Source organism: Thermobifida fusca YX, from assembly GCF_000012405.1.
Classification (GTDB): Bacteria; Actinomycetota; Actinomycetes; order Streptosporangiales; family Streptosporangiaceae; genus Thermobifida; species Thermobifida fusca.
Genome location: NC_007333.1, coordinates 1,399,237 through 1,419,323, shown reverse-complemented (window position 1 = coordinate 1,419,323; position 20,087 = coordinate 1,399,237). Strand labels below are relative to the sequence as shown.

Here is a 20,087-nt window from a genome sequence, read left to right as displayed (position 1 = left end):
CTCAGTGCTGGCCGGGCGGGGCCCAGGGGGCGGGGCGCCGGGCCTTCCAGGACGGTGCCGGGCTGGGCTCGGCCGGGGTGTGGTGGCGGGTGGGCGGTGGCGTGGACCGGGTGTAGAGCAGGGCGATGATCCCTGCCACTGCGTCGGGGGGCACGCGGTCGTCGCGGGGGGTGGGAGGAGTCCGGGGGTCTGGTGTTCGGTGTTCTCGGTGGGCCGCCATGCGCTGCTCCGTGTCTTAGGTGGGCTGGTTGCCGTGTTTCCGGTCGGGGCGTTCGGCGTGTTTGCCGCGGAGGGCGGCGAGTGCGCTGATGAGTGCCGCCCGGGTGTGGGCGGGGTCGATGAGCTCGTCAACGAAGCCGCGTTCTGCCGCGTAGTGGGGGTGCATGAGTTCTTCGCGGTATTGGGCGATCTTGCGGGCCCGGACGGCGTCGGGGTCCTCTGCTGCGGCGATTTCTTTGCGGAAGACCACGTTGGCTGCGCCTTCAGCGCCCATCACCGCGATCTCGTTGGTGGGCCAGGCCAGGGAGATGTCGGATCCGATGGAGAGGGAGTCCATGACGATGTGGGCGCCGCCGTAGGACTTCCGCATGACGACTTGGACGCGGGGCACTGTCGCGTTGCAGTAGGAGTAGAGGAGTTTGGCGCCGTGCCGGATGATGCCTCCGTGCTCTTGAGCGGTGCCCGGCATGAACCCGGGAACGTCCACGAGGGTGACGAGGGGGATGTTGAAGGCGTCGCAGAATTGGACGAACCGTGCCGCTTTCTCGCTGGCGTGGATGTCGAGCACGCCGGCGAGGTGGGTCGGCTGGTTGGCGACGACACCGACCACATGCCCGTCGAGCCTGGCGAGAGCGCACACGATGTTGGGGGCCCATGCCTCGTGGACTTCGAAGAAGTCGCCCTCGTCGACGATGTCGGCGATGACGTCGCGAACGTCGTAGGGCTTGGCGGGGTCGGGGGGCACGATGCTGCTGATCCGGGTGCAGGGGCGGTCGGGCGGGTCGTCGGTGGGCAGGTGGGGTGGCAGTTCCCGGTTGTTGCTGGGGAGGAGGCTCAGCAGGTAGCGCACGTCGGTGAGGCAGGCGTGCTCGTTGTCGTAGGCGAAGTGCGCGACTCCGGACACGCTGCTGTGGGTGTCGGCACCGCCGAGTTCCTCTTGGGTGATTTCTTCGCCGGTGACGGCACGGACCACGTCGGGCCCGGTCACGAACATTTGCGCGATGCCGCGGACCATGAAGACGAAGTCGGTGAGGGCCGGCGAGTAGGCGGCGCCTCCCGCGCAGGGCCCTAGGATGACGCTGATCTGGGGGATGACGCCTGAGGCGCGGACGTTGCGGGAGAAGATCCCGCCGTATCCGGCGAGGGCCCCCACTCCTTCCTGGATCCGTGCCCCTGCCCCGTCGTTGAGCCCGACCACGGGTGCGCCGGCCTCGTAGGCGAGGTCCATGATTTTTTGGATCTTTTCTGCGTGCGCTTCTCCGAGAGATCCGCCGAAAATCCGGAAGTCGTGCGCGTAGACGAAAACTTTTCTCCCGTAGACGCGTCCCCATCCCGTGACGACTCCGTCGGTGTGCGGTCTTTTGTTCTCTATTCCGAACCCCACGGAACGGTGCCGCCGGAAAGATCCGATCTCGTGGAACGAGTCTTTATCGAGCAGGAGGTCGATCCGCTCCCGTACGGTCAGTTTCCCAAGAGAGCGCTGGCGTTCTGTGGCTCTGGGGTCTCCTGCCACGACGGTGGACCGGACCGCTGCAAGGTCGTCCACGAGTTTCTGAAAATAAGATTCCGCACCCATTGAGATCACGAGGTTCGCTTTGGTGGACTGCCAATAAAAATAAACGTCTGCACACCGGGAGAAAAGTTTTTGTTTTCAATAAGAATGATCTACGCAGATCCCCGATAATTCAACTAGGCAGACGCTAAGAGACAACTAAGAATGTAAAAACCGAATTTGAAGAGCGCTAAATACGGTGCTCAGGGGGCGCCGTGGGTCCGGGTGGCCTTGGGGCTCGGTCGGTGCTGGTGCCACTGGGGTGGCCGCGCGGGCGGCTCGGCGGCCGTGGGCGGCTTCGGGGCATGGAGTGCACGGCGTCCACCGCAGCAGGCCTGGGCCTAGCGTGTCCCGTTCTCCTCCTGGCGTGCGGTAGTGCGGTCGAGGTCGTGGTCTCTTAGACGGCCTGGTGCGCTGGTCCCCGACTCATGGCACGGGTGAGAGGCCCGTTCGTCCTGGTTGATGGGCGCGGCCCAGCGGTAGTTCTGCGAATGCACCTGCACGGGCAGGGGCGTGGTCGACTGCGCGGTGCGCGGCGCGTCGGTGGGGTGCTGTCGACCAGCCGACTCCAGCTGGGCTTGGTGGGGAGACCCGCCCCTCCCCCACCAGTGACACGCAACACACTCAACAAAGTTGAGTTTATGGGACTCAAATTTGGGGATGATCACCGGCGCAAGGCCGCAAGGCCTCCGCACCTGAACCCACCGCCTCCCGGCGGTCACCAACGAGTTCGAGGAGGTACAGACATGGCACTGCCCGTCGTCCGTTCTTCTCAGCCGACAACCGGATGGGACCCGTTTCGGGAGCTGAACGAACTCCACACGCAGCTGCATCGGTGGATGGATTCGGTGCTGGAGCGGACTTCCGGCCTCACCGCGGACCCGTTGAGCTGGTCGCCGCTGGCTGACCTGTCCGAGACCGAGGACGCCTACCTGGTCGAGGTGGAAGTCCCGGGTGTCTCCCGCGAGGACATCAGCATCGACCTGTCCGGGACGGAACTGGTGATCACGGGAGAACGCAAGGAGCGGGAGCGCGAGGGCTGGTTCCGCCACCGCACCCGCAGCGTCGGCCGGTTCCACTACGCGGTCACCCTGCCGCGGGACATCGACCCTGACGGGGTGGACGCGACCTTGTCCCAGGGGGTTTTGACCGTGCGGATCCCCAAGAGCAAGGCGCTCAAGCCGCGGCGGATCGCCATTACCGAGCGGTAATCCGCTCGTGGGCAGCGCGCGCATACCGCGGTCGCCACCATTGCCCGGCGCGCAAGACCAGGGGGTGGCTGCGGTGGCTTCCGACCGTCAGAATCCATGCAACGGGGCCCGCTGCGACAGCAGCGGGCCCCGTGCGTTTCCCCTATCCCCTCGGGGGTCTGTGTTCGCTGTTCATCCCCTGGAAGACCCTGGGTACCGGTGCCACGGGTGAGGGAACGCCGCGGCTCGCCGGCGGGATGACCGTGCGCCGGCCCTTTCGTGGGGGGAGGGCCAGCGCACACCGCATTCCCGGACCAATCCGCGAGCGGAGTGCTCTGCTCGCGGGTGTGGCGCGGCGGCCCCCTGAACCGCCGCGCCACAGCTGGGGTTATCCGGCAGGACTAGTTGGCGCTGCAGGACACCGTGGGCCACGTCCAGTTGCCGTTGTGCATGATCGTCATGCCCCAGTTGTTGCCGTTGCCGTTAGGCCGGGCAACCAAGGTCTGGGAGTCCGGGTAGCTGGCGTGGATGTTCCAGGTGGCGATGATCCTCGCCGGCCACGGAACGTTCACGGTCACGGTCCAGTTGTTGGAGCCGCTGACGTTGACGTTGAGGTTGTAGCGGTCGTTCCACTGCTGGCCCGCGGACAGCGTCGCCGTGCAGCCACCGCCACCGGGGGGGTTGCCGCCACCGGGGGGGTTGCCCCCACCGGGGTTGCCACCGCCGCTGGTGCCCAACGTCACGTTGGAGGATCCGCTGCTCTGGTAGCCCTCGGTCGCCATGATCATGTAGTCGTGGGTTCCGAGGTGCATACCGTGGCGGGCCCACGCGTCGAAGTGGTTCCCCGCGGTGATGGTACCGCTGGTCCGCTTGGACTGGCGGACGCTCCAGTACTGGTCGAAGGTCCGGGTGCCTTCGATGGAGGGCGCGTTGTACCGCGTGGTCTTGTAGATGTCGTAGGTACCACCGTCGGTGGTCACCGTGCCCATGTAGGTACCGGTGGGCCGGTAGGTGCCCCAGCTTTCGACGATGTAGTACTCCACGAGCGGGTTCCGCGTCCACCCGTAGAGGGTCAGGTAGGCGTTACCCGACGGGTTGAAGCTGGCGGAGTAGGTCACGGTCCGGCGGCCACCGGTGGCCCATCCCTTACCGGCGACGAAGTTCCCGGTGTTCCGCCAGGAGGTGCTGTAGTTTCCGCCAGGGCCCAGCTCCATGGAGACCGTTCCAGGCGCGTCGGTCCAGAACGAGTAGAAGTACCCGTCGTGGTACCCGGTCTCGTTGGAGGTCACGGCCGCGTGGGCGGCAGTACTGGGGATCATCGTGACGACCGCGACGAGTGCCGCGGCGAACGCCTTGCCGATGAGCAGTCTGGGCCGGAAGCGTCTCCGGCTCTTCAGACTGGCGGGGGCATGGTTCATTGTGGGTGTTTCCTCCTTGTACGGGCTGGAGGGGACCAGGGAGCATCCTGCGACCTGGTGGGGGGCGATGACCGGGGTCAGTGGTCGCCGCTCCTCGGCGTCGGGGATGACGCGGCTAGGTGAGCCACACGTCGAGTCGTCGACGACCGGACCCAGGCCGCAGTAGCTGACCTGGCTCGACAGCGGGCAAGAGCTGTCGATACCGACAGTGTTCGCCCGATTCTATGGAGTTGTCAATAGATTCCGGAAGATTCCGGAAATTTCCCTGGTCAAAAGTTCGTGAAGAACATCAGATCTACGCGCCTCTTCCCCGCCTCCGACCGTCTTTCTTCGGCTTGCGCGGCGGTTTTCCCTGTTCGAAAATTTTCGATACCTTTCCGAATAAAACCGGGAGACCCGGTCGGGAAGAGGGTCACCAGTCCAGCCCACAGCCCGCCGCAGCCGCCCCGCGCTCTCCGGAACCGGCCGCAGACATCCACAGACGTCGCAGCGGAGTGTCCCGCGCTACGGTGCCTTCCCGACACGCTGCAGTCCGCTTCGTAGCGCGGCAGACCCCAGCCCGCCGCGCAGCACAGTCCGACCACTGCGCAAGCTCGATCCCTTGCGGGCACCCCACTCCATGGGACGCATCCCGCGCCGACCGCAGCAGAATGTGCCGCACCCCGTCCAGCTCCAGCACCCCGGCATGCCCCCGTACTCTTCGCAAGCCCCCGTCAGCAGAGAACTCCTGAACCGTCTTTTGGCCCGACTATTCTGGCGCAGCTACACGGCCAGTGCGCCGTTCCCCCTTGCGCTCGCTCCTACCAGGCCGATACCCCCACAAGGGTGCGGCGCTGTGCCCGCCCCGTCACCGGCTTCCCCGCGGGCCCGGGTCAGTCCGCTGCGGCAGGCCAGTACGGGGTGTGGCGGGCTACCGCGAGCAGCGGGAGCACGGCGTCACGCAGCCCAGGAGTCACCGCGACCGTGCACTTGGACCGCAGGGTGTGCGGGCTGCCGTCGCTGTCCACCACCACCGCACCAGCCTCGCGGGCGATTACGGTCCCCGCCGCCGTGTCCCACGGGCGGTTGCCCAAGGTGACGCTGACGTCCAACGCGCCCTCGGCCACAAACACGAGGTCCACGGCTGTGGCGCCCAGGCGGCGCACCCCTTGGGCGCGCGCGGACAGGACCCGGTCCAGTTCCGCGGAGAGCAGGTCGCGTACCGGGAAGTCAGCCCAACCGCCGTAACTGCTGAGCGCCACCAAGGCCCGCGAAATATCGGTCGTTTCCGACACGGTGATCTGGGTGTGGTCCCGGTAGGCGCCGTGCCCGCGGGCCGCCCAGTAGCGTCTGCCGAGGAACGGCAGCGCGATCACACCGAGCACCGGCTGCTCGTCGTGGATCAGCCCGAGCGCCACCGCGTTCAACGGCAAGCCGTGGGAGAAGTTCGTGGTGCCATCCACCGGGTCGAGCACCCAGTAGGTGGCGGAGTCGCCCGTAGCTCCCGTTTCTTCCCCGAGGAACCCCAGGTCAGGAGTGTCCCGCAGCAACCGGTCGCGGACCAGGTGCTCCACGGCCTCGTCGATGTCGGTCACGATCTCCCGGCCGCCTTTGCTCCGAATCCCCGTCACCGGCTGAGACAGCACGTAGTCGACGGCCGCATCAACAGCGTGGTGGGCGACGGACAGTAAGGCCTTGAGGTCAGACTGAGGCATGGAGGTCCTCCGGTCGGCGGGAACAAAGGGGGGAGGGTCGGCGGCGGGATCCGCTCTCTGCCGCCGGCTCCGTGCAGGACTTTACGCAACCGTGCCACGCTAGGCAGCCGGCTCCTCCCCTCACGGGGGCGCTTCCGCAGCCCCGAACGGCACGGAAGAGGTCGGACGTCAGCGAGACGTCTCCAACTCCGTAAGCCGGGCCTGGGCTTGCGGAAGTTCGTGCTCGGTGAAGACGTCGATGCCGTGGTCGCGCAGCAGCAGAGTGGTCAGCCCCATTCCCGGGACGGTCGTACCGGTGAACGAGCCGTCGAACACCTGGTGGACCCCACAGGACGGGCTTTTCTCCTTGAGGACGGCCAGCCGCACCCCGTGCTCTTGGGCAGCGCGCAGGGCGGCCTGGGCGCCGTGGAGGAAGAACGCGGTAACGTCGCGGCCGTCCCGGGTCCGGATCCGCGCTTGTCCCGCTAAGACAGCGCGGGCCCCTTGCGCGCCTTCGATCTCGGCGGGCGGCCGGGGAACCGGAAGTCCTCCGACCACTTCCGGACAGAACGGAACGAGCCGTCCTTCGTCTCGCCAGCGCGCCACAATCTCGTGGTTGATCGTTTTCGCCCGTCCGTCGAACCGCACTGCCCGCCCCAGCAGGCAGGCGCTGACCAGTATCCGTTCCATCGCTTCCTCCCCCGCCCGGATCCAGGCCGTCCGACCGGCTGCTGGCGGGCTGTCCGAAGGGTCCAGCCCGCCAGCAGTGCACGCAGCCGGGGTTGCGGCCGCTTCCCGGCGCAGTGGCGCGCAGACAGGCCCTCGCGGTCCTAGCGCTGGGCGGCCTTCCCCTTCTTCTTCTTCTCCCGGATGCGCATGGTCAGTTTGATGGGCGTGCCCTCAAACCCGAAGTCCTCCCGCAGCCGCCGTTCGATGAACCGGCGGTAGTTGTCTTCCAGGAACCCTGTGGTGAACAGCACGAAGTGCGGTGGCCGGACCCCCGCCTGGGTGGCGAACAGGATCTTGGTCTGCCGGCCGCCGCGTGCGGGCGGGGGCACGGCCGAGACCAGCTCCTTGAACCAGGCGTTGAGACGCCCCGTGGAGATGCGGGTCTCCCAGTTCTCCAGGCCCTGTTCGATCGCAGGAACCAGCCGTTCGACGTGCCGCCCGGTCTTCGCGGAAATGTTGACCCGGGGCGCCCAGCTCACCCGGAACAGTTGGCGGTCGATCTCTTTCTCCAGGTAGTAGCGGCGCTCGTCGTCCAGCAGATCCCACTTGTTGAACGCCAGCACCAGGGCCCGGCCCGCCTCGATGACCTGGTCAATGATCCGGAGGTCCTGCTCCGCCAGGGGTTCGCTGGCGTCCAGCAGGACCACGGCGACCTCGGCGCGTTCCAGCGCGGTGGCGGTACGCATCGTCGCGTAGTAGTCCGCGCCTTGCAGGGCGCGGAACCGGCGCCGGATTCCCGCGGTGTCGATGAACTTCCACGTTTTCCCGCCGAGTTCGACGAGCTCGTCGACCGCATCCCGGGTGGTGCCCGCCACCGAGTCCACGACCACACGCTCTTCCCCGGCGAGCTTGTTGAGCAGGCTGGACTTGCCGACGTTGGGCCGTCCCACCAAGGCGACCCGGCGCGGCCCGTCGACCGCGGCCTCTTCGAGAGGGGGCGGTTCTTTCGGCATGGCGTCGAGGACCGCGTCGAGCAGGTCGCCGATACCGCGGCCGTGCAGGGCACTGACCGGGTACGGCTCCCCCACCCCCAGATTCCACAGCTCCATCGCGTCCGCGTCGCCCAGCGGGCCGTCCACCTTGTTGGCGGCCAGCACCACGGGGCGCTTGGTGGCGCGCAGGACGCGGGTGACGGCCTCGTCCTCGTCAGTGATTCCGACCGTGGCGTCCACCACGAACAGGATCACGTCGGCAGTTTCTGCGGCGTATTCGGCTTGGCGCGCCACCATGGCGGCCAGTCCTTTAGCGTTGGTCTCCCAGCCGCCCGTGTCGACGAGGGTGAATTCGCGCCCTTGCCAGTTGGCGTCGTAGGCCACCCGGTCCCGGGTCACCCCCGGAACGTCTTCCACCACTGCTTCGCGACGTCCGATGATCCGGTTGACCAGGGACGATTTGCCTACGTTAGGGCGTCCCACCACGGCCACGACAGGTTTGACGCGGGTGGTTTCGTCGCTAGCGGCCACTGTGGTGCGCTCGTCGGCGTTGTCACTCATCACGCATACTCCCGGTAGCAAGTCCCCACGCGCCCAGGATGCGTGTCGTGAGGACTGGATGGCCCGCGTGCCGGTCGGCACGGGGTCCCGCGTCTCTCAGCGGGGCTGTGGCGAAGGTCGGCTGGCCGCCTCCCGCGCCTCGTCGGCGAGTTTGACCACCAGTGCGATGACCTCGTCCAACGTCAGACCCGTGGTGTCCAATTCGATGGCGTCCGGGGTCTGGGTCAAGGGGGCCACGGCGCGGGTCGAATCCAACTGGTCGCGGCGGACCAGCGCCTCCCGGGTAGCCATGACGTCGGTGGACTGCATTTCTCTGCTGCGCCGCTGGGCCCGGGCGTCCGCGCTCGCGGTGAGGAAGAGCTTCACCGGGGCTTCGGGGGCGACCACCGTGGTGATGTCGCGGCCTTCCACGACAATCCCGGGTGAGGTCGCGCACGCTTCAGCGATGATTTCGCGCTGGCGGGCGACAAGGATCTCCCGTACTCGGGGCACGGCGCTGACTGCGCTGACGTTGGCGGTGACGATGTCGGTGCGGATCTCCTGGGCCACGTCAACCCCGTCGACGTGAACGGTGGGCGCATCCGGGTCGATACCCATGGTGATCACCGGGCGTGGGGCTGCCTCAGCGACCGCTTCAGGGTCGGACACGTCGATCCCGTGGGTCAGCATCCACCATGTCATGGCGCGGTACATGGCGCCGGTGTCGAGGTATTTGAGGTCACGTGCCCGGGCCACACCCTTGGCTGTGCTGGACTTTCCCGATCCTGAAGGACCGTCGATGGCGATGACGAACCCCTCGCCGTGCCCTTGCCCGCTCACGTCTACCGCTCCCTGCACAACGTCCGCCTTGTCGTCTTTTCCGGTTCAGCCTACAGCCCGCTCAGCCTCGCAGAGTCCTTTCGGGGAGATGGGCGCGGTCCGGCACCCTTCAACGGTGCACCGACCATCCGCCCGCGGTGAGAGCACGCTCCAGCCGGTCGCGGGCTTCGGGGACCACCGACAGTTGGGCCACACCCAGCGGCAGCCCTGGAGAGTGGTCGATCCGCACGTCCTCCACGTTGACACCCGCCTCGGCCGCGGCGGCGAACAGGCGACCCAATGCTCCCGGTTCGTCCGGGATCACCACCGACAGCACCGCGTAGTCGGGGGTGGGGCCGATGCCGCGTTTGCCGGGGACCCGCGCGTGCCCCGCGCGGCCCCGCCGCAGCAGGTCCACAACCGTGTCCAGGGTGCCGGTGCGGAGCGCGGCAGCGGCCGCCGCCAAGTCCGCAGCGACCTGCTCCAGGACCGCGGCCACGGGGCCAGCGTTGTGGCTGAGGATCTCCCGCCACAGGTCCACGTCCCCTCCGGCGATGCGTGTCATGTCACGCAGGCCTTGCCCGGCCAGGGCAAGCGCGGTGTCGTCCCCGTCGAGCAGGGAGGCAGCCACCGCGGCAGACACCGCGTGGGGGGCGTGGGAGACCAGCGCCACCGCCCTGTCGTGGGCTGTCTCGTCGACCACCAGAGGGTTGGCCCCGCAGAGTTCCGCGAGCAGGGTAGCGGTTTTCACTGCGACAGGGTCGGTCTGGGGGGTGGGACACAGCGCCCACGAGCGGCCGAGGAACAGGTCGGCGCGGGCCGCACTGGGCCCCTGCTTCTCCCTGCCCCCCATGGGATGGCCGGGCACGTAGCTGGCCATCGTGCAACCGAGCTCCGCTGCCTGCCTGACCACGGACGTTTTCACGCTGGCCACATCCGTGTAGACGCGGGCCAGGCCGCGCTGCTGCGCGTCGCGGAGGGCCGCGGGCACCGCGCTAGGCGGTACCGCGACCACGGCGATGTCCGCGGGCTCCGGCAGGTCCTCGACCAGGGGGGTGCCGGCGCCCAGTTCGCAGGCCAGCTCCAGGGCTGCGGAGTCGCGGTCGCTGAGTGCCACGTCGACACCGCGCTGCCGCAGCGCCAACGCGATCGACGTTCCGATCAGCCCGGTGCCGATCACGACCGCACTCTCGACCATGGCCTTGTCTCCCGTTGTCGGCTATCCGTCTCCGGTTTTCCGCCCAGGCTAGGGCACCCGGCGGTGGACCGCAGCGCGCCCGCCTTCCCGTTGCCGGCTACTGCGCGATGTCCAACCGCAGGACTTGGGCGCCGCGCAGGTAGACGTGGTGCAGTTCCGAGCGGGGCCGGTCGGTTTCGATGTGCGCCATGAGCCGCACCACACGGGGCAGGGCGTGCGGCACTGCGATCTCGGTGGAGCAGATGAGGGGGACGTCAGTGAAGCCGAGCTTGCGTGCGGCCAGCGCCGGGAACTCCGCGTTGAGGTCCTGGGTCGCGGTGAACAGGACACTGATGAAATCGTCGGTGGTCAACTGGTTGCGGCGCATGACCTCTTCGATCAGCTCCGCGGTCGCTTCTAATATGAGGTCCCGTTCGTTGGCGTCGACCTGGACCGCCCCACGGATTGCTCGTACCGCCACTTTTCGTCCTCCCGATATCCCTGGGCTACATCCCTGCGGCAGTGTAGAGCTCGCTGACTTCCTGCGAGGTCAGGGCCCTGATGGTGCCGCTCTTCAGGTTGTTGAGCCCGACCGGTCCGATCTGGGTGCGGGCCAGGTCAGACACGGGGTGACCCACCGCTTTCATGAGGCGGCGCACAATGTGCTTCCGCCCCTCATGCAGTCTGATCTCGACCAGGGCTTTCGGCTCGATGTTGTCGATCACCCGGAACGAGTCCACTTTGACGAATCCGTCGTCCAGTTCGACCCCTTTGCGGATCTGGCGGATGACGTCGCGGGGGACGGGTCCGGGCACTTTCGCAAGATAGGTCTTGGTCACTTTATAGCGGGGGTGGGTGAGCCGGTTGGCGAGCTCCCCATCGTTGGTGAGCAGGATCAGGCCCTCGGTGTCCGTGTCGAGGCGGCCGACGTGGAACAGCCGTTCTTCGATGGGGCCGATCTGGGCGGCGTAGTCGCCGATCGTGGGCCGCCCCTCGGGGTCGAACATGGTGCTGACCACCCCGCGCGGCTTGTTCAACGCGTAGTAGCGCAGGTTCTGGGAGGTGACTACCCGCATACCGTCCACGCGGATCTCGGACTTCTCCGGGTCGACGCGGGCACCGAAACGCCGCACGATCTGCCCGTCGACGCTGACCCGGCCTGCAGCGATCAGCTCCTCGCAGGCGCGGCGGCTCGCCACCCCCGCCTGGGCGAGGGCTTTCTGCAGCCGGATGCCGCCGGGAACGTCCACGTAGGTGTCGCGCTCCTCGTCCGGGTCGACGGGATCGTCGTCCCACGGATCGTATTCGTCGCGGAGGATCCGCAGCCGGGCGCGGGCTTGCGGCGACAGTCCCCGTTCTGCGCCGCGTCCCCCGCGGCCGGAGCGCCGGGCGCGGGGGTCGTGAGCGTGCCGCTGCCTCCGTTCGGCTTGGGCACGCTGCGTGCGCTCCCCACGCTGTCCGTCCCGCTGCTTCCGGCCGGGGGCAGTCCTCCGGTCGTCCCCGGTGTCCTGGTCGAAATGTGCGCCGCGGCGGTCCCGGTGCTCGCGGCGTCCCGTCTGTTCGAAATGGCCGCGCCCACCGCGCGGTCGGCCGCCGCCACGGCGGCGGATGCTGTCATCGTGTGGCTTGTTCACCGGTGTCGTCGAGACCTTCGATGTCGTCGGGTAGGAAAGGGGCGAGGTCGGGAAGTTCGTCGAGACTGCGCAATCCTAGCCGTTCCAGGAAATAGCTGGTGGTGCGATAGAGAATCGCGCCTGACTCCGGGTCCTGGCCGGCTTCTTCGATCAGCCCTCGTAGTACGAGGGTACGCATAACCCCGTCACAGTTCACACCGCGGATCGCAGAGACCTTGCCGCGGGAGACGGGCTGGCGGTAGGCCACCACGGCGAGCGTCTCCAAGGCTGCCTGGGTGAGCCGCACTTCGTGGCCGTCGCGGAGGAAGTGCTCCACGGCTTCAGCACATTCGGGACGGGTGTAAAAGCGCCACCCTTCGGCTACTTCCCGCAGGTCGAAGCCGCGGCCCTGCTCGGTGTACTCGCGTGCTGTCTCCCGCAGCACGCGGGTGACGGTCTCCACGTCGGTGCCGAAGGCGCGGGCCAGTTCGTAGGCGGAGACTGGCTGGTCGACCACCATGAGCACGGCTTCCAAGTTGCGGCGGAGCACGGTCAGGTCGACCTCGGATGTGGTGCGGCTCACGGGGCCCTCCCCTCGTCGTGGTCTTTGGTCTGTCCGTAGTCGTCGGCCACTGACACGTCGCCTTCGCTGCTGCCGGTCCAGGTGATCCGCAGCTCCCCCAGCGGTTCCGGCTGGTCGAAGCTGACGTGAGCGTTCCGGTACAGCTCGAGCAGGGCGAGGAACCGCGCCACGATCTCAAACGTATCGGTGCAGGCGCGGGTGAGCTCGGTGAAGGTGAGCGTGCCGTGCTCCCGCAGTTCCGCCACGACCAGCACCGCCTGTTCTGCCACGGAAGTTTTGGGCTGGTGGATGTGGGTGACCGGGACGCTCGGCGGTTCACGCGGGGTGAAGACGCGGGCGGCTAGGGCAGCGAACTCCTGGGGGCCGAGGGTGAGGAGGACGTCAGGACGCAGGTCGGCGAAGCGGGGTTCGAGGGGGACGGCGCGCGCCCAGCGGCGGCTCTGCGCGGCGAGCCGTTCCGCGAACACGGCAGCGACCTGCTTGTAGGCCCGGTACTGCAGGAGGCGGGCGAACAGCAGGTCGCGGGCTTCCAGCAGGGCCAGGTCGGCTTCGTCCTCCACTTCCCCGCGGGGAAGCAGCCGGGCCGCCTTCAGGTCGAGGAGGGTCGCGGCCACCAGCAGGAAGTTGCTGACCATGTCAAGGTCCCACGAGTCTTCGTAGGCCTTGATGTGCGCGATGAACTCGTCGGTGACCTTCGACAGCGCTACCTCGGTGATGTCCAGCTTGTGCTTGGAGATGAGGGTGAGGAGCAGGTCGAAGGGGCCTTCGAAGTTGTCGAGGTGGACGAGGAACCCCCGCTCGGGGGACTCTTGGTCGGTCATCGGTGGTCCGGGGCGTGCCCCGGCGGGATCGGTCGATGGGTCATAGTCACCGGCTGGTTCAGGGGTCGCTGAGTCGCTGCACTAGCATGCTCGACTCTCCGTACTCCTCAAAATCCGCGAGCAGGACCGCGATCGCTTCCCGCACGATCCGGCCGCGGTCAACGGTGAGTCCGTAGTCGGCGCGCAGCACGAGCCGGGTCTGCTCCAAGGCGAGGAGTTCGTCCTCGGAGACGTAGACGGTGATCTTCTCTTCGTGGCGTTGCCGTCCGCTCGGCGGTATCGCGATGCGCGGTCGTGTGTGCCGGGCCCGCCCGCGCTGGGGCGTGCCCGGGGCTGCTGCCTCTGCGGGGGTCGTAGGCGTTTCGGAGCGGGACGCGGCGGGGCGGACGAGCGTGTCCTCCGCACCGGACCGCGTCACGCGTCGGGAACGCCGTGGGACCACCGGGCAAGCACCTCCTTGGCCAGTTCCCGGTAGGCACGGGCGCCCGCCGACGAGGGGTCGAACTGGGTGATCGGTTCACCGGCGACCGTGGCGTCGGGGAATCTGACGGTCCGGTGGATGACGGTGTGGAACACTTTGGGGCCGAAGCCTTCGATGATGGTGGCGAGCACTTCGCGGGCGTGCAGGGTCCTCGGGTCGTACATGGTGCCGAGGAACCCGTCGATCTCCAGGCGGTCGTTGAGCCGCTCCTTGACTTTCTGGATGGTGTCCATGAGGAGGGCGACGCCGCGGAGCGCGAAGAACTCGCATTCCAGGGGGACGATGACGCCGTGGGCGGCGGTGAGGGCGTTGACGGTGAGCAGGCCCAGCGACGGCTGGCAGTCGATGAGGACCACGTCGTAGTCGTCGACCACGGGTGCGAGGGCGCGGCTGAGCATCTGCTCGCGGGCGACCTCACCGACGAGTTGGACTTCCGCGGCAGACAGGTCGATGTTGCTGGGGATCAGGTCCAGCCCGTCGATCTCCGTGGTGAGCAGCACTTTGTCGACGGTGACGTCGCGCTGCATGAGCAGGTTGTAGATGGTGAGGTCCAGTTCACGCGGGTCGCGGCGGCCTAACCCCACGGAGAGTGCGCCTTGGGGATCGAAGTCTACGAGCAGGACACGGCGTCCGTACTCGGCGAGTGCTGCCCCCAGGTTGATGGTGGTAGTGGTCTTGCCGACCCCACCTTTTTGGTTGCACAACGCCACGATGCGGGCGGGGCCGTGGTGGTCGAGGGGTTCCGGTTCCGGAAATTCCGGTTTCGGCCGGTTCACCCCGCCTAGTGCCGCCCCCGCGCTGGGCGCCTGCGCCCAGGGGCTGTTCGCCGGCTCGGCCGCCGCAGCATCCGCTGATGCTGGCGTGCCCACGTTGTCGTATCCGGACCAGCTCACAACCCAGGACCTCCCTACGGACCGGTCGTCATCACACCGAATTCTGCCGAACCGGTTGACAGGCCGTTGGAAAAACTCGATTTGTCGACACTATTGCGTTCGTGCGGCGACTCTAGAGTGTCGGATGCGGTGAATCAACGCGACACTCGCGCCCGGGGATGTGCTGCAGCGTACACCTCCCGCAGCCGGTCCACGGTGACGAGGGTGTAGACCTGCGTCGTGGTGACGGAGGCGTGCCCTAAAAGCTCTTGGACGACGCGCACGTCCGCGCCCCCGTCGATGAGGTGGGTGGCGAACGAGTGGCGCAAGGTGTGCGGGGACACATCGCGGAGGCCGGCCCGTTCAGCGGCGGCGTGCAGTACCGCCCACGCACCCTGCCGGGTCAGCCTGCCTCCGCGGGCGTTGAGGAACAGGGCGCTGCTGCCGCGTCCGGCAGCGGCGAGCCCGGGACGGGCCCGCACCAGGTAGGCGTCTACAGCGGTGCGCGCATACCGGCCGACCGGCACGATGCGCTCTTTACCGCCTTTGCCGCGGAACCGCACCGCCGCGACTTCGGTGTCGGCGTGCGGGTCGGGGCGCAGCCGGGTGACGTCGTCCACGTCCAGGCCGACGACTTCGGAGATCCGCGCCCCCGTGCCGTACAGCAGTTCTATGAGGGCGCGGTCCCGCAGTGCGCGCGGACCGCCTCCGATGTCGGCTGCGGCGAGCAGCGCCTCCACTTGGGCCACGGTGATGGCTTTGGGGAGTCTGCGCTGGAGGGCGGGGGGCCGTACCTCGTGGGCGGGGTCGTGGGCGGTGAGTCCTTCGCGGAGCGCGAACCGGTGCAGGCCGCGGACTGCGATCACGGCTCGTCCCGCGGAGTTGGCGCCCAAAGGCCGGTGGTGGGCGTCGCCTTCCCGCAGGGTGCGCAGGAAGGAGGCGACGTCGTCGGCGCGGACGTCGCGCAGGTCGGTGATGCCGCGGGCGGTGAGGAAGTCCAGGTAGCGGTTGAGGTCCCGGCGGTAGGACTGGAGGGTGTTGGCGGCGAGCCCGCGTTCCACAGTCAAGTGGTCGAGGTATCCGCGTACCGCTGTGTGAAGACGAGACGCCTGCTCGGGCATTCCGCTTGGCTCCTCCCCGGGTCGGTGCAGTGGCGGCGGCCCGGGGCCGGACCGCCGCCACCATGATTATTCGACCGCGGGGCGCAGGGACGCGAAACCGTCGCGGGACGCCGCGTGGGCGGCGAGAATCCCGATGACGGTGGCGGCGTTGTGCAGCCGTCCCGCGAGCACTGCGGCGACCGCCTCGTCCAGCGGAACCCATTCGATGGGCATGTCCGCTTCCTCGTGGATGCGGACAAAGTCCACTTCCTCCTCGGGGACGCGGACGAGGTCACGGGCGAGGAAGACGTGGATGCGTTCCGTGGAAAACCCTGCGGAAGGGAAGAAGTCGGCAAGCTCGTGCCACGTGGCCGCCCGGTATCCGGCTTCTTCCAGCAGTTCCCGTTGCGCGGTACGCAACGGGGGCTCCCCGTCAACGTCGCGGATCCCGGCGGGCAGCTCCCACAGCCGGTGCTGGACCGCGTGCCGGTACTGGCGGAGCAGCAGCACCCGCCCGGCGTCGTCGAGGGCCAGGGCCGCGACCGCTCCAGGGTGGACGAAGCGGTCCCGGGCCACGGTCTCCTCACCGTCCCGGCCGGGCATACGCACCCAGTCGGTGACCATGCCGACGATGGGGCTGCGGTACCGCGTCTCCGAGCGTTCGACCGGCCAGGAGTCGGGGGTGTCGACGATCCCGGTGTCGTCACCCATCGGCGATCCCTGTCCCCGCCGAGTATTTCAGCGCGGCCTCGATGAATCCCACGAACAGCGGGTGGGGGCGGGTGGGCCGGGAGCGCAGCTCCGGGTGGGCCTGGGTGCCGAGGAAGAACGGGTGCTTGTCCTGCGGCAGCTCCACGTACTCCACCAGGGATCCGTCAGGGGAGACTCCGGAGATGACCAGTCCCGCTTCTTCCAGGACGGGCCGGTAGGCGTTGGAGACCTCGTAGCGGTGGCGGTGCCGTTCGGAGACTTCTTCCGCCCCTCCGTACAGTTCCCGGACGAGCGTGTTCTCGCGGAGCCGGGCCGGGTACAGGCCGAGCCGCATCGTGCCGCCCATGTCGCGTTCCCCGGCGACCACGTCGGTCTGGTCGGCCATGGTGGAGACGACCGGGTGTTCCGCCTTGTCATCGAACTCGAGGCTGTTGGCGCCGCGCAGCCCGGCCACGTCGCGGGCGTATTCGATGACCATGCACTGCAGGCCCAGACAGATGCCGAGCAGGGGGATGCCGTTTTCACGGGCGTGGCGGATCGCCCCCACTTTGCCTTCGATGCCGCGCACCCCGAAACCACCGGGGATGAGGACCCCGTGGACCCCGTCGAGTTCCCGTTGGGCGCCTTCCGGGGTGGTGCAGTTGTCGCTGGCCACCCAGCGGATGTTGACCCGGGTGCGGTGGGCGAACCCTCCGGCCCGCAGCGCTTCAGTGACCGACAGGTAGGCGTCGGGGAGGTCGACGTATTTACCGACTAGGGCGATGGTGACTTCGTGCTCGGGGTTGTGGACCCGGTCGAGCACGTCGTTCCACTCGGTCCAGTCCACGTCGCGGAAGGCCAGCCCGAGGCGGCGCACGACGAAGGCGTCCAAGCCCTCGCGGTGCAGCACCTTGGGGATGTCGTAGATGGAGGGAGCGTCCGGGCAGGCCACGACACCGCCCTCCTCCACGTCGCACATGAGGCTGATCTTCTGCTTGAGACTGGTGGGAATCGGGCGGTCAGCGCGGCAGACGATCGCATCAGGCTGGATGCCGATGCTGCGCAGCGCAGCCACCGAATGCTGGGTGGGTTTCGTCTTCAGTTCACCGGCGGGCGCCAGATACGGCAGCAGGGAGATGTGCAGGAAGAAGCAGTTGTCGCGGCCGATCTCGTGCCTGATCTGCCTGGCTGCCTCGAGGAAGGGCTGCGATTCGATGTCCCCGACCGTGCCGCCGATCTCGGTAATGACCACGTCCACGTCCTCGCTGTCCATGGCGAGGATGCGGGCTTTGATCTCGTTGGTGATGTGCGGAATGACCTGCACTGTATCGCCGAGGTAGGCGCCTTGGCGCTCCTTGGCGATCACGCTGGAGTAGATCTGCCCAGTAGTGACGTTGGCTGAGGCGGACAGCTCGGTGTCCAGGAACCGCTCGTAGTGGCCGATGTCCAGGTCGGTTTCTGCCCCGTCGTCAGTGACGAACACCTCACCGTGCTGGAACGGGTTCATCGTTCCAGGGTCGACGTTGAGGTAGGGGTCAAGCTTCTGCATCGTGACCCGCAGCCCGCGCGACTTCAGCAGTCGTCCGAGGCTGGAAGCGGTCAGGCCCTTGCCGAGGCTGGAGGCGACGCCGCCGGTGACGAAAAGGTGTTTGCTACTCGCGGCGGATGCCAAGATTGCTCCCGTGGTTGTGCGGCTACGGAACGCCTTACGTCCGTCAGGCGACCGTGCGGTGTCCGCCAACGGCACACGGCCGAACAAACTCTGCGGACTCCACGGGCTCCCAGGATAACACCCTGTCCTGATGGGCTGGGGCCAGTGGGTGCCGCCCGGTTGCGGGTACCGGCCGTGGTCCGGTCCGCACCCGCAACCGGAGGCTCAACGCAAGGCGAGTGCCGGCCGGACCTCCCACGTGGTCCACAGCGGCCGGTAGCCCATCCGGTGCCAGAACGGGCCTGACAGGGGGTTGGTGACCGAGTAGTTGAGCAGGGTGACCGCGATGCCGTGGGTGTCCAGGGCATGGTGGGCGTGGCTGATCAGCGTGGTGCCGATGCCCTGCCCCCGTTCCTCTTCGACCACAGTTCCGTAGCCGATGTAGGCGGCGGGTGCCGCGTTGACGAGGGGGGCGACCCACCGTGCCCGGTGCGGTGGGGAAACCCACACGAGTCCCACGGGACGGCCACGCCGTTCCGCCAGCCAGATCCACGACGGGTTGCGGCTCAATGCCCGGGCCGCCACCTTGCGGGTCTGCTCGGCGGTCTCCGGCTGGATGAAGACACTGCCGAAGTGTTCTTCGTAACGGTGCTCCTCCATGACCAGGCTGACCACGGCGGTCAAATCCTGGAGGTCGGCGAGCCGGATCGTGACGTCCCGCGGCGGCAGTGCGGGAGGCACGCCGCGGCGGCGTTCCCGGACCGCCATGACAGTGACCGGCTGCATGCCGTGGCGCTGCAGCGGACGGATCCCGCACACGTCACGGGCAGGCCAGGTCAGCAGGGCCGCGGACTCTGACCCTGTCCCGGTGGGCAGTCTTTCCAACTGGTCGCGCCAACTGGTCAGCAGTGAGTCGAGCGCCCCCTCCGGGTCGGAGCCGCCCACGAGTGGGGTGATCCAGTGCTGGTCGGGGACTCCCCAGGTCCGTCCTGCCTCTCCGGGCTGGTACCAGGAGTAGCGCATAGCGCCGATCGCCATGGGGCGGCCCAGCTCGTCGCTGACGGTCAGCAGCGGGTTGGTGTTGAGCTTCGGATGCGACGGCTCAGGCAGCAGCGGGTCAACCGCTGCCCAGCGCTTGGCCACCGATGCCACGAGTCTGTCAAATTCGGCTGTCCCGTTCGGCGGATTGTCATGCCACACCCGCGCGACATAGCCGCTCATTCATCCCTCCCTGGCGGTGGCACGCTCACGCGTACGCACCGGGGGTTCCTAGCGCCCCGCCGCTAGAACCCTTGTCGATTACCTAAAGTCGCATATCGACTACCGAAGCGTACGTTATCGCCTCAGACCGGAGAATGCAGGCAAAACCTCAGAAGTTTGTGTCTTCGTTCTGAAATTGTCGTCCGACAATCTTCCACGGTCTACCTATAAGCCAACAAACCCCTCAACCGTAACCAAAACCAAAGATTTCTCAGGAAACCCGTCGAAGACCGGCAGAGCGGGCGTGGTCACGGCGCGGAGCTCCCTCCCGGCTCAACGCTGTTTCCGCTCCCCAAATCGGTGACCACAGGATCCCCCGAGGCGTACCGGACGGTGTTGTTCGAACCCAGCACGCTCACCTCGGTGGCTGACTCCACACTCACCTGGTTGTCGCTTCCGGTGATGGTGAGCAAGGCGCAGGAGCCGGTAAGGGCGACGGTGGCGCTGTTGGCGACCACGTTCACACTCCGCCCACCGCACTCCTGGTCAACCGTGCCCCCGTCAGTGGCGATGGTGATGAGCTCGTCGGTGACGAGCGCGCCGCCGTCCGACGATCCCGGGCTTCCCCCACCGGAAATCTCAATCTCGGTGGTGCCGTCCCCCACCGAGATGTCGCCGTCCTCGTCGATCGAGATCCCCGCTCCGCTGTCGTCCCGCAGGCTGAGCCCGCCCGAACATCCCGCTACCGCAGCCACCGCAAGTGCAACTGCGCTGGTGAGAGCCGCCACCCGGCACCGCATCCGTTTCCCCGTCTCCCTCGCCTTGTC

General features: G+C 67.7%; 20 protein-coding genes. 1 reads left to right on the top strand and 19 read right to left on the bottom strand.

Annotation, left to right across the window (positions count from 1 at the left end; translation table 11 throughout):
* Position 1 precedes the first annotated feature (1 nt).
* Both TFU_RS16040 and TFU_RS06075 read right to left on the bottom strand, forming a co-directional pair.
* Positions 2-220: a hypothetical protein gene (locus tag TFU_RS16040; protein ID WP_155983532.1), complete on the bottom strand. Its 219-nt coding sequence runs from the start codon at positions 218-220 to the stop codon at positions 2-4.
* Positions 221-235: 15 nt separating this feature from the next.
* Positions 236-1,795, bottom strand: a complete 1,560-nt coding sequence (locus TFU_RS06075) for an acyl-CoA carboxylase subunit beta (protein ID WP_011291662.1) — start codon at positions 1,793-1,795, stop codon at positions 236-238.
* 722 nt (positions 1,796-2,517) lie between these two features.
* Here TFU_RS06075 and TFU_RS06070 point away from each other — a divergent pair.
* Positions 2,518-2,982 (top strand): Hsp20/alpha crystallin family protein, encoded by a 465-nt coding sequence (locus TFU_RS06070; RefSeq protein ID WP_016188540.1) that lies wholly within the window; start codon positions 2,518-2,520, stop codon positions 2,980-2,982.
* A 380-nt stretch (positions 2,983-3,362) separates the two neighbouring features.
* Here TFU_RS06070 and TFU_RS06065 read toward each other — a convergent pair whose 3' ends face one another.
* The 17 genes from TFU_RS06065 to TFU_RS05985 all read right to left on the bottom strand — a co-directional run bounded on the left by TFU_RS06065 (position 3,363) and on the right by TFU_RS05985 (position 20,048).
* Positions 3,363-4,379: a glycoside hydrolase family 11 protein gene (locus TFU_RS06065; RefSeq protein ID WP_011291660.1), complete on the bottom strand. Its 1,017-nt coding sequence runs from the start codon at positions 4,377-4,379 to the stop codon at positions 3,363-3,365.
* An 872-nt stretch (positions 4,380-5,251) separates the two neighbouring features.
* The gene (locus tag TFU_RS06060) at positions 5,252-6,073 is read right to left on the bottom strand and encodes an inositol monophosphatase family protein (RefSeq protein ID WP_011291659.1); all 822 of its coding nucleotides are present in this window, start codon (positions 6,071-6,073) and stop codon (positions 5,252-5,254) included.
* Between the two features lie 168 nt (positions 6,074-6,241).
* Positions 6,242-6,742, bottom strand: coding sequence for a DUF523 domain-containing protein (locus TFU_RS06055; protein ID WP_011291658.1), 501 nt, complete (start codon positions 6,740-6,742; stop codon positions 6,242-6,244).
* A gap of 140 nt (positions 6,743-6,882) precedes the next feature.
* The gene (der, locus tag TFU_RS06050) at positions 6,883-8,274 is read right to left on the bottom strand and encodes a ribosome biogenesis GTPase Der (RefSeq protein ID WP_011291657.1); all 1,392 of its coding nucleotides are present in this window, start codon (positions 8,272-8,274) and stop codon (positions 6,883-6,885) included.
* 96 nt (positions 8,275-8,370) lie between these two features.
* Positions 8,371-9,093 (bottom strand): (d)CMP kinase, encoded by a 723-nt coding sequence (cmk, locus tag TFU_RS06045; protein ID WP_011291656.1) that lies wholly within the window; start codon positions 9,091-9,093, stop codon positions 8,371-8,373.
* 109 nt (positions 9,094-9,202) lie between these two features.
* Entirely contained in the window at positions 9,203-10,270 is a 1,068-nt protein-coding gene (locus TFU_RS06040; protein WP_011291655.1) for a prephenate dehydrogenase, read from the bottom strand.
* 97 nt (positions 10,271-10,367) lie between these two features.
* Positions 10,368-10,730: a chorismate mutase gene (gene aroH / locus TFU_RS06035; RefSeq protein ID WP_011291654.1), complete on the bottom strand. Its 363-nt coding sequence runs from the start codon at positions 10,728-10,730 to the stop codon at positions 10,368-10,370.
* A 25-nt stretch (positions 10,731-10,755) separates the two neighbouring features.
* Positions 10,756-11,883, bottom strand: coding sequence for a pseudouridine synthase (locus TFU_RS06030; protein ID WP_011291653.1), 1,128 nt, complete (start codon positions 11,881-11,883; stop codon positions 10,756-10,758).
* Positions 11,864-12,445 (bottom strand): SMC-Scp complex subunit ScpB, encoded by a 582-nt coding sequence (gene scpB, locus TFU_RS06025; protein WP_011291652.1) that lies wholly within the window; start codon positions 12,443-12,445, stop codon positions 11,864-11,866. The genes TFU_RS06030 and scpB overlap by 20 nt, the downstream gene beginning before the upstream one ends.
* Positions 12,442-13,266: a segregation and condensation protein A gene (locus TFU_RS06020; protein ID WP_011291651.1), complete on the bottom strand. Its 825-nt coding sequence runs from the start codon at positions 13,264-13,266 to the stop codon at positions 12,442-12,444. The genes scpB and TFU_RS06020 overlap by 4 nt, the downstream gene beginning before the upstream one ends.
* Before the next feature lie 58 nt (positions 13,267-13,324).
* Complete coding sequence (locus TFU_RS06015; RefSeq protein ID WP_011291650.1) at positions 13,325-13,684, bottom strand: hypothetical protein; 360 nt, start codon at positions 13,682-13,684, stop codon at positions 13,325-13,327.
* Positions 13,681-14,640: a ParA family protein gene (locus TFU_RS06010; RefSeq protein WP_011291649.1), complete on the bottom strand. Its 960-nt coding sequence runs from the start codon at positions 14,638-14,640 to the stop codon at positions 13,681-13,683. The genes TFU_RS06015 and TFU_RS06010 overlap by 4 nt, the downstream gene beginning before the upstream one ends.
* A gap of 134 nt (positions 14,641-14,774) precedes the next feature.
* Entirely contained in the window at positions 14,775-15,740 is a 966-nt protein-coding gene (locus tag TFU_RS06005) for a site-specific tyrosine recombinase XerD (protein WP_011291648.1), read from the bottom strand.
* 66 nt (positions 15,741-15,806) lie between these two features.
* Positions 15,807-16,430, bottom strand: coding sequence for an NUDIX domain-containing protein (locus TFU_RS06000; protein WP_011291647.1), 624 nt, complete (start codon positions 16,428-16,430; stop codon positions 15,807-15,809).
* On the bottom strand, positions 16,423-18,081 hold the full coding sequence (locus TFU_RS05995; protein WP_041427888.1) for a CTP synthase: 1,659 nt from the start codon (positions 18,079-18,081) through the stop codon (positions 16,423-16,425). The genes TFU_RS06000 and TFU_RS05995 overlap by 8 nt, the downstream gene beginning before the upstream one ends.
* Before the next feature lie 204 nt (positions 18,082-18,285).
* Positions 18,286-19,281, bottom strand: a complete 996-nt coding sequence (locus tag TFU_RS05990; protein ID WP_011291645.1) for a GNAT family N-acetyltransferase — start codon at positions 19,279-19,281, stop codon at positions 18,286-18,288.
* Positions 19,282-19,568: 287 nt separating this feature from the next.
* The gene (locus TFU_RS05985) at positions 19,569-20,048 is read right to left on the bottom strand and encodes a DUF3060 domain-containing protein (RefSeq protein WP_255266121.1); all 480 of its coding nucleotides are present in this window, start codon (positions 20,046-20,048) and stop codon (positions 19,569-19,571) included.
* Between the last annotated feature and the right edge of the window lie 39 nt (positions 20,049-20,087).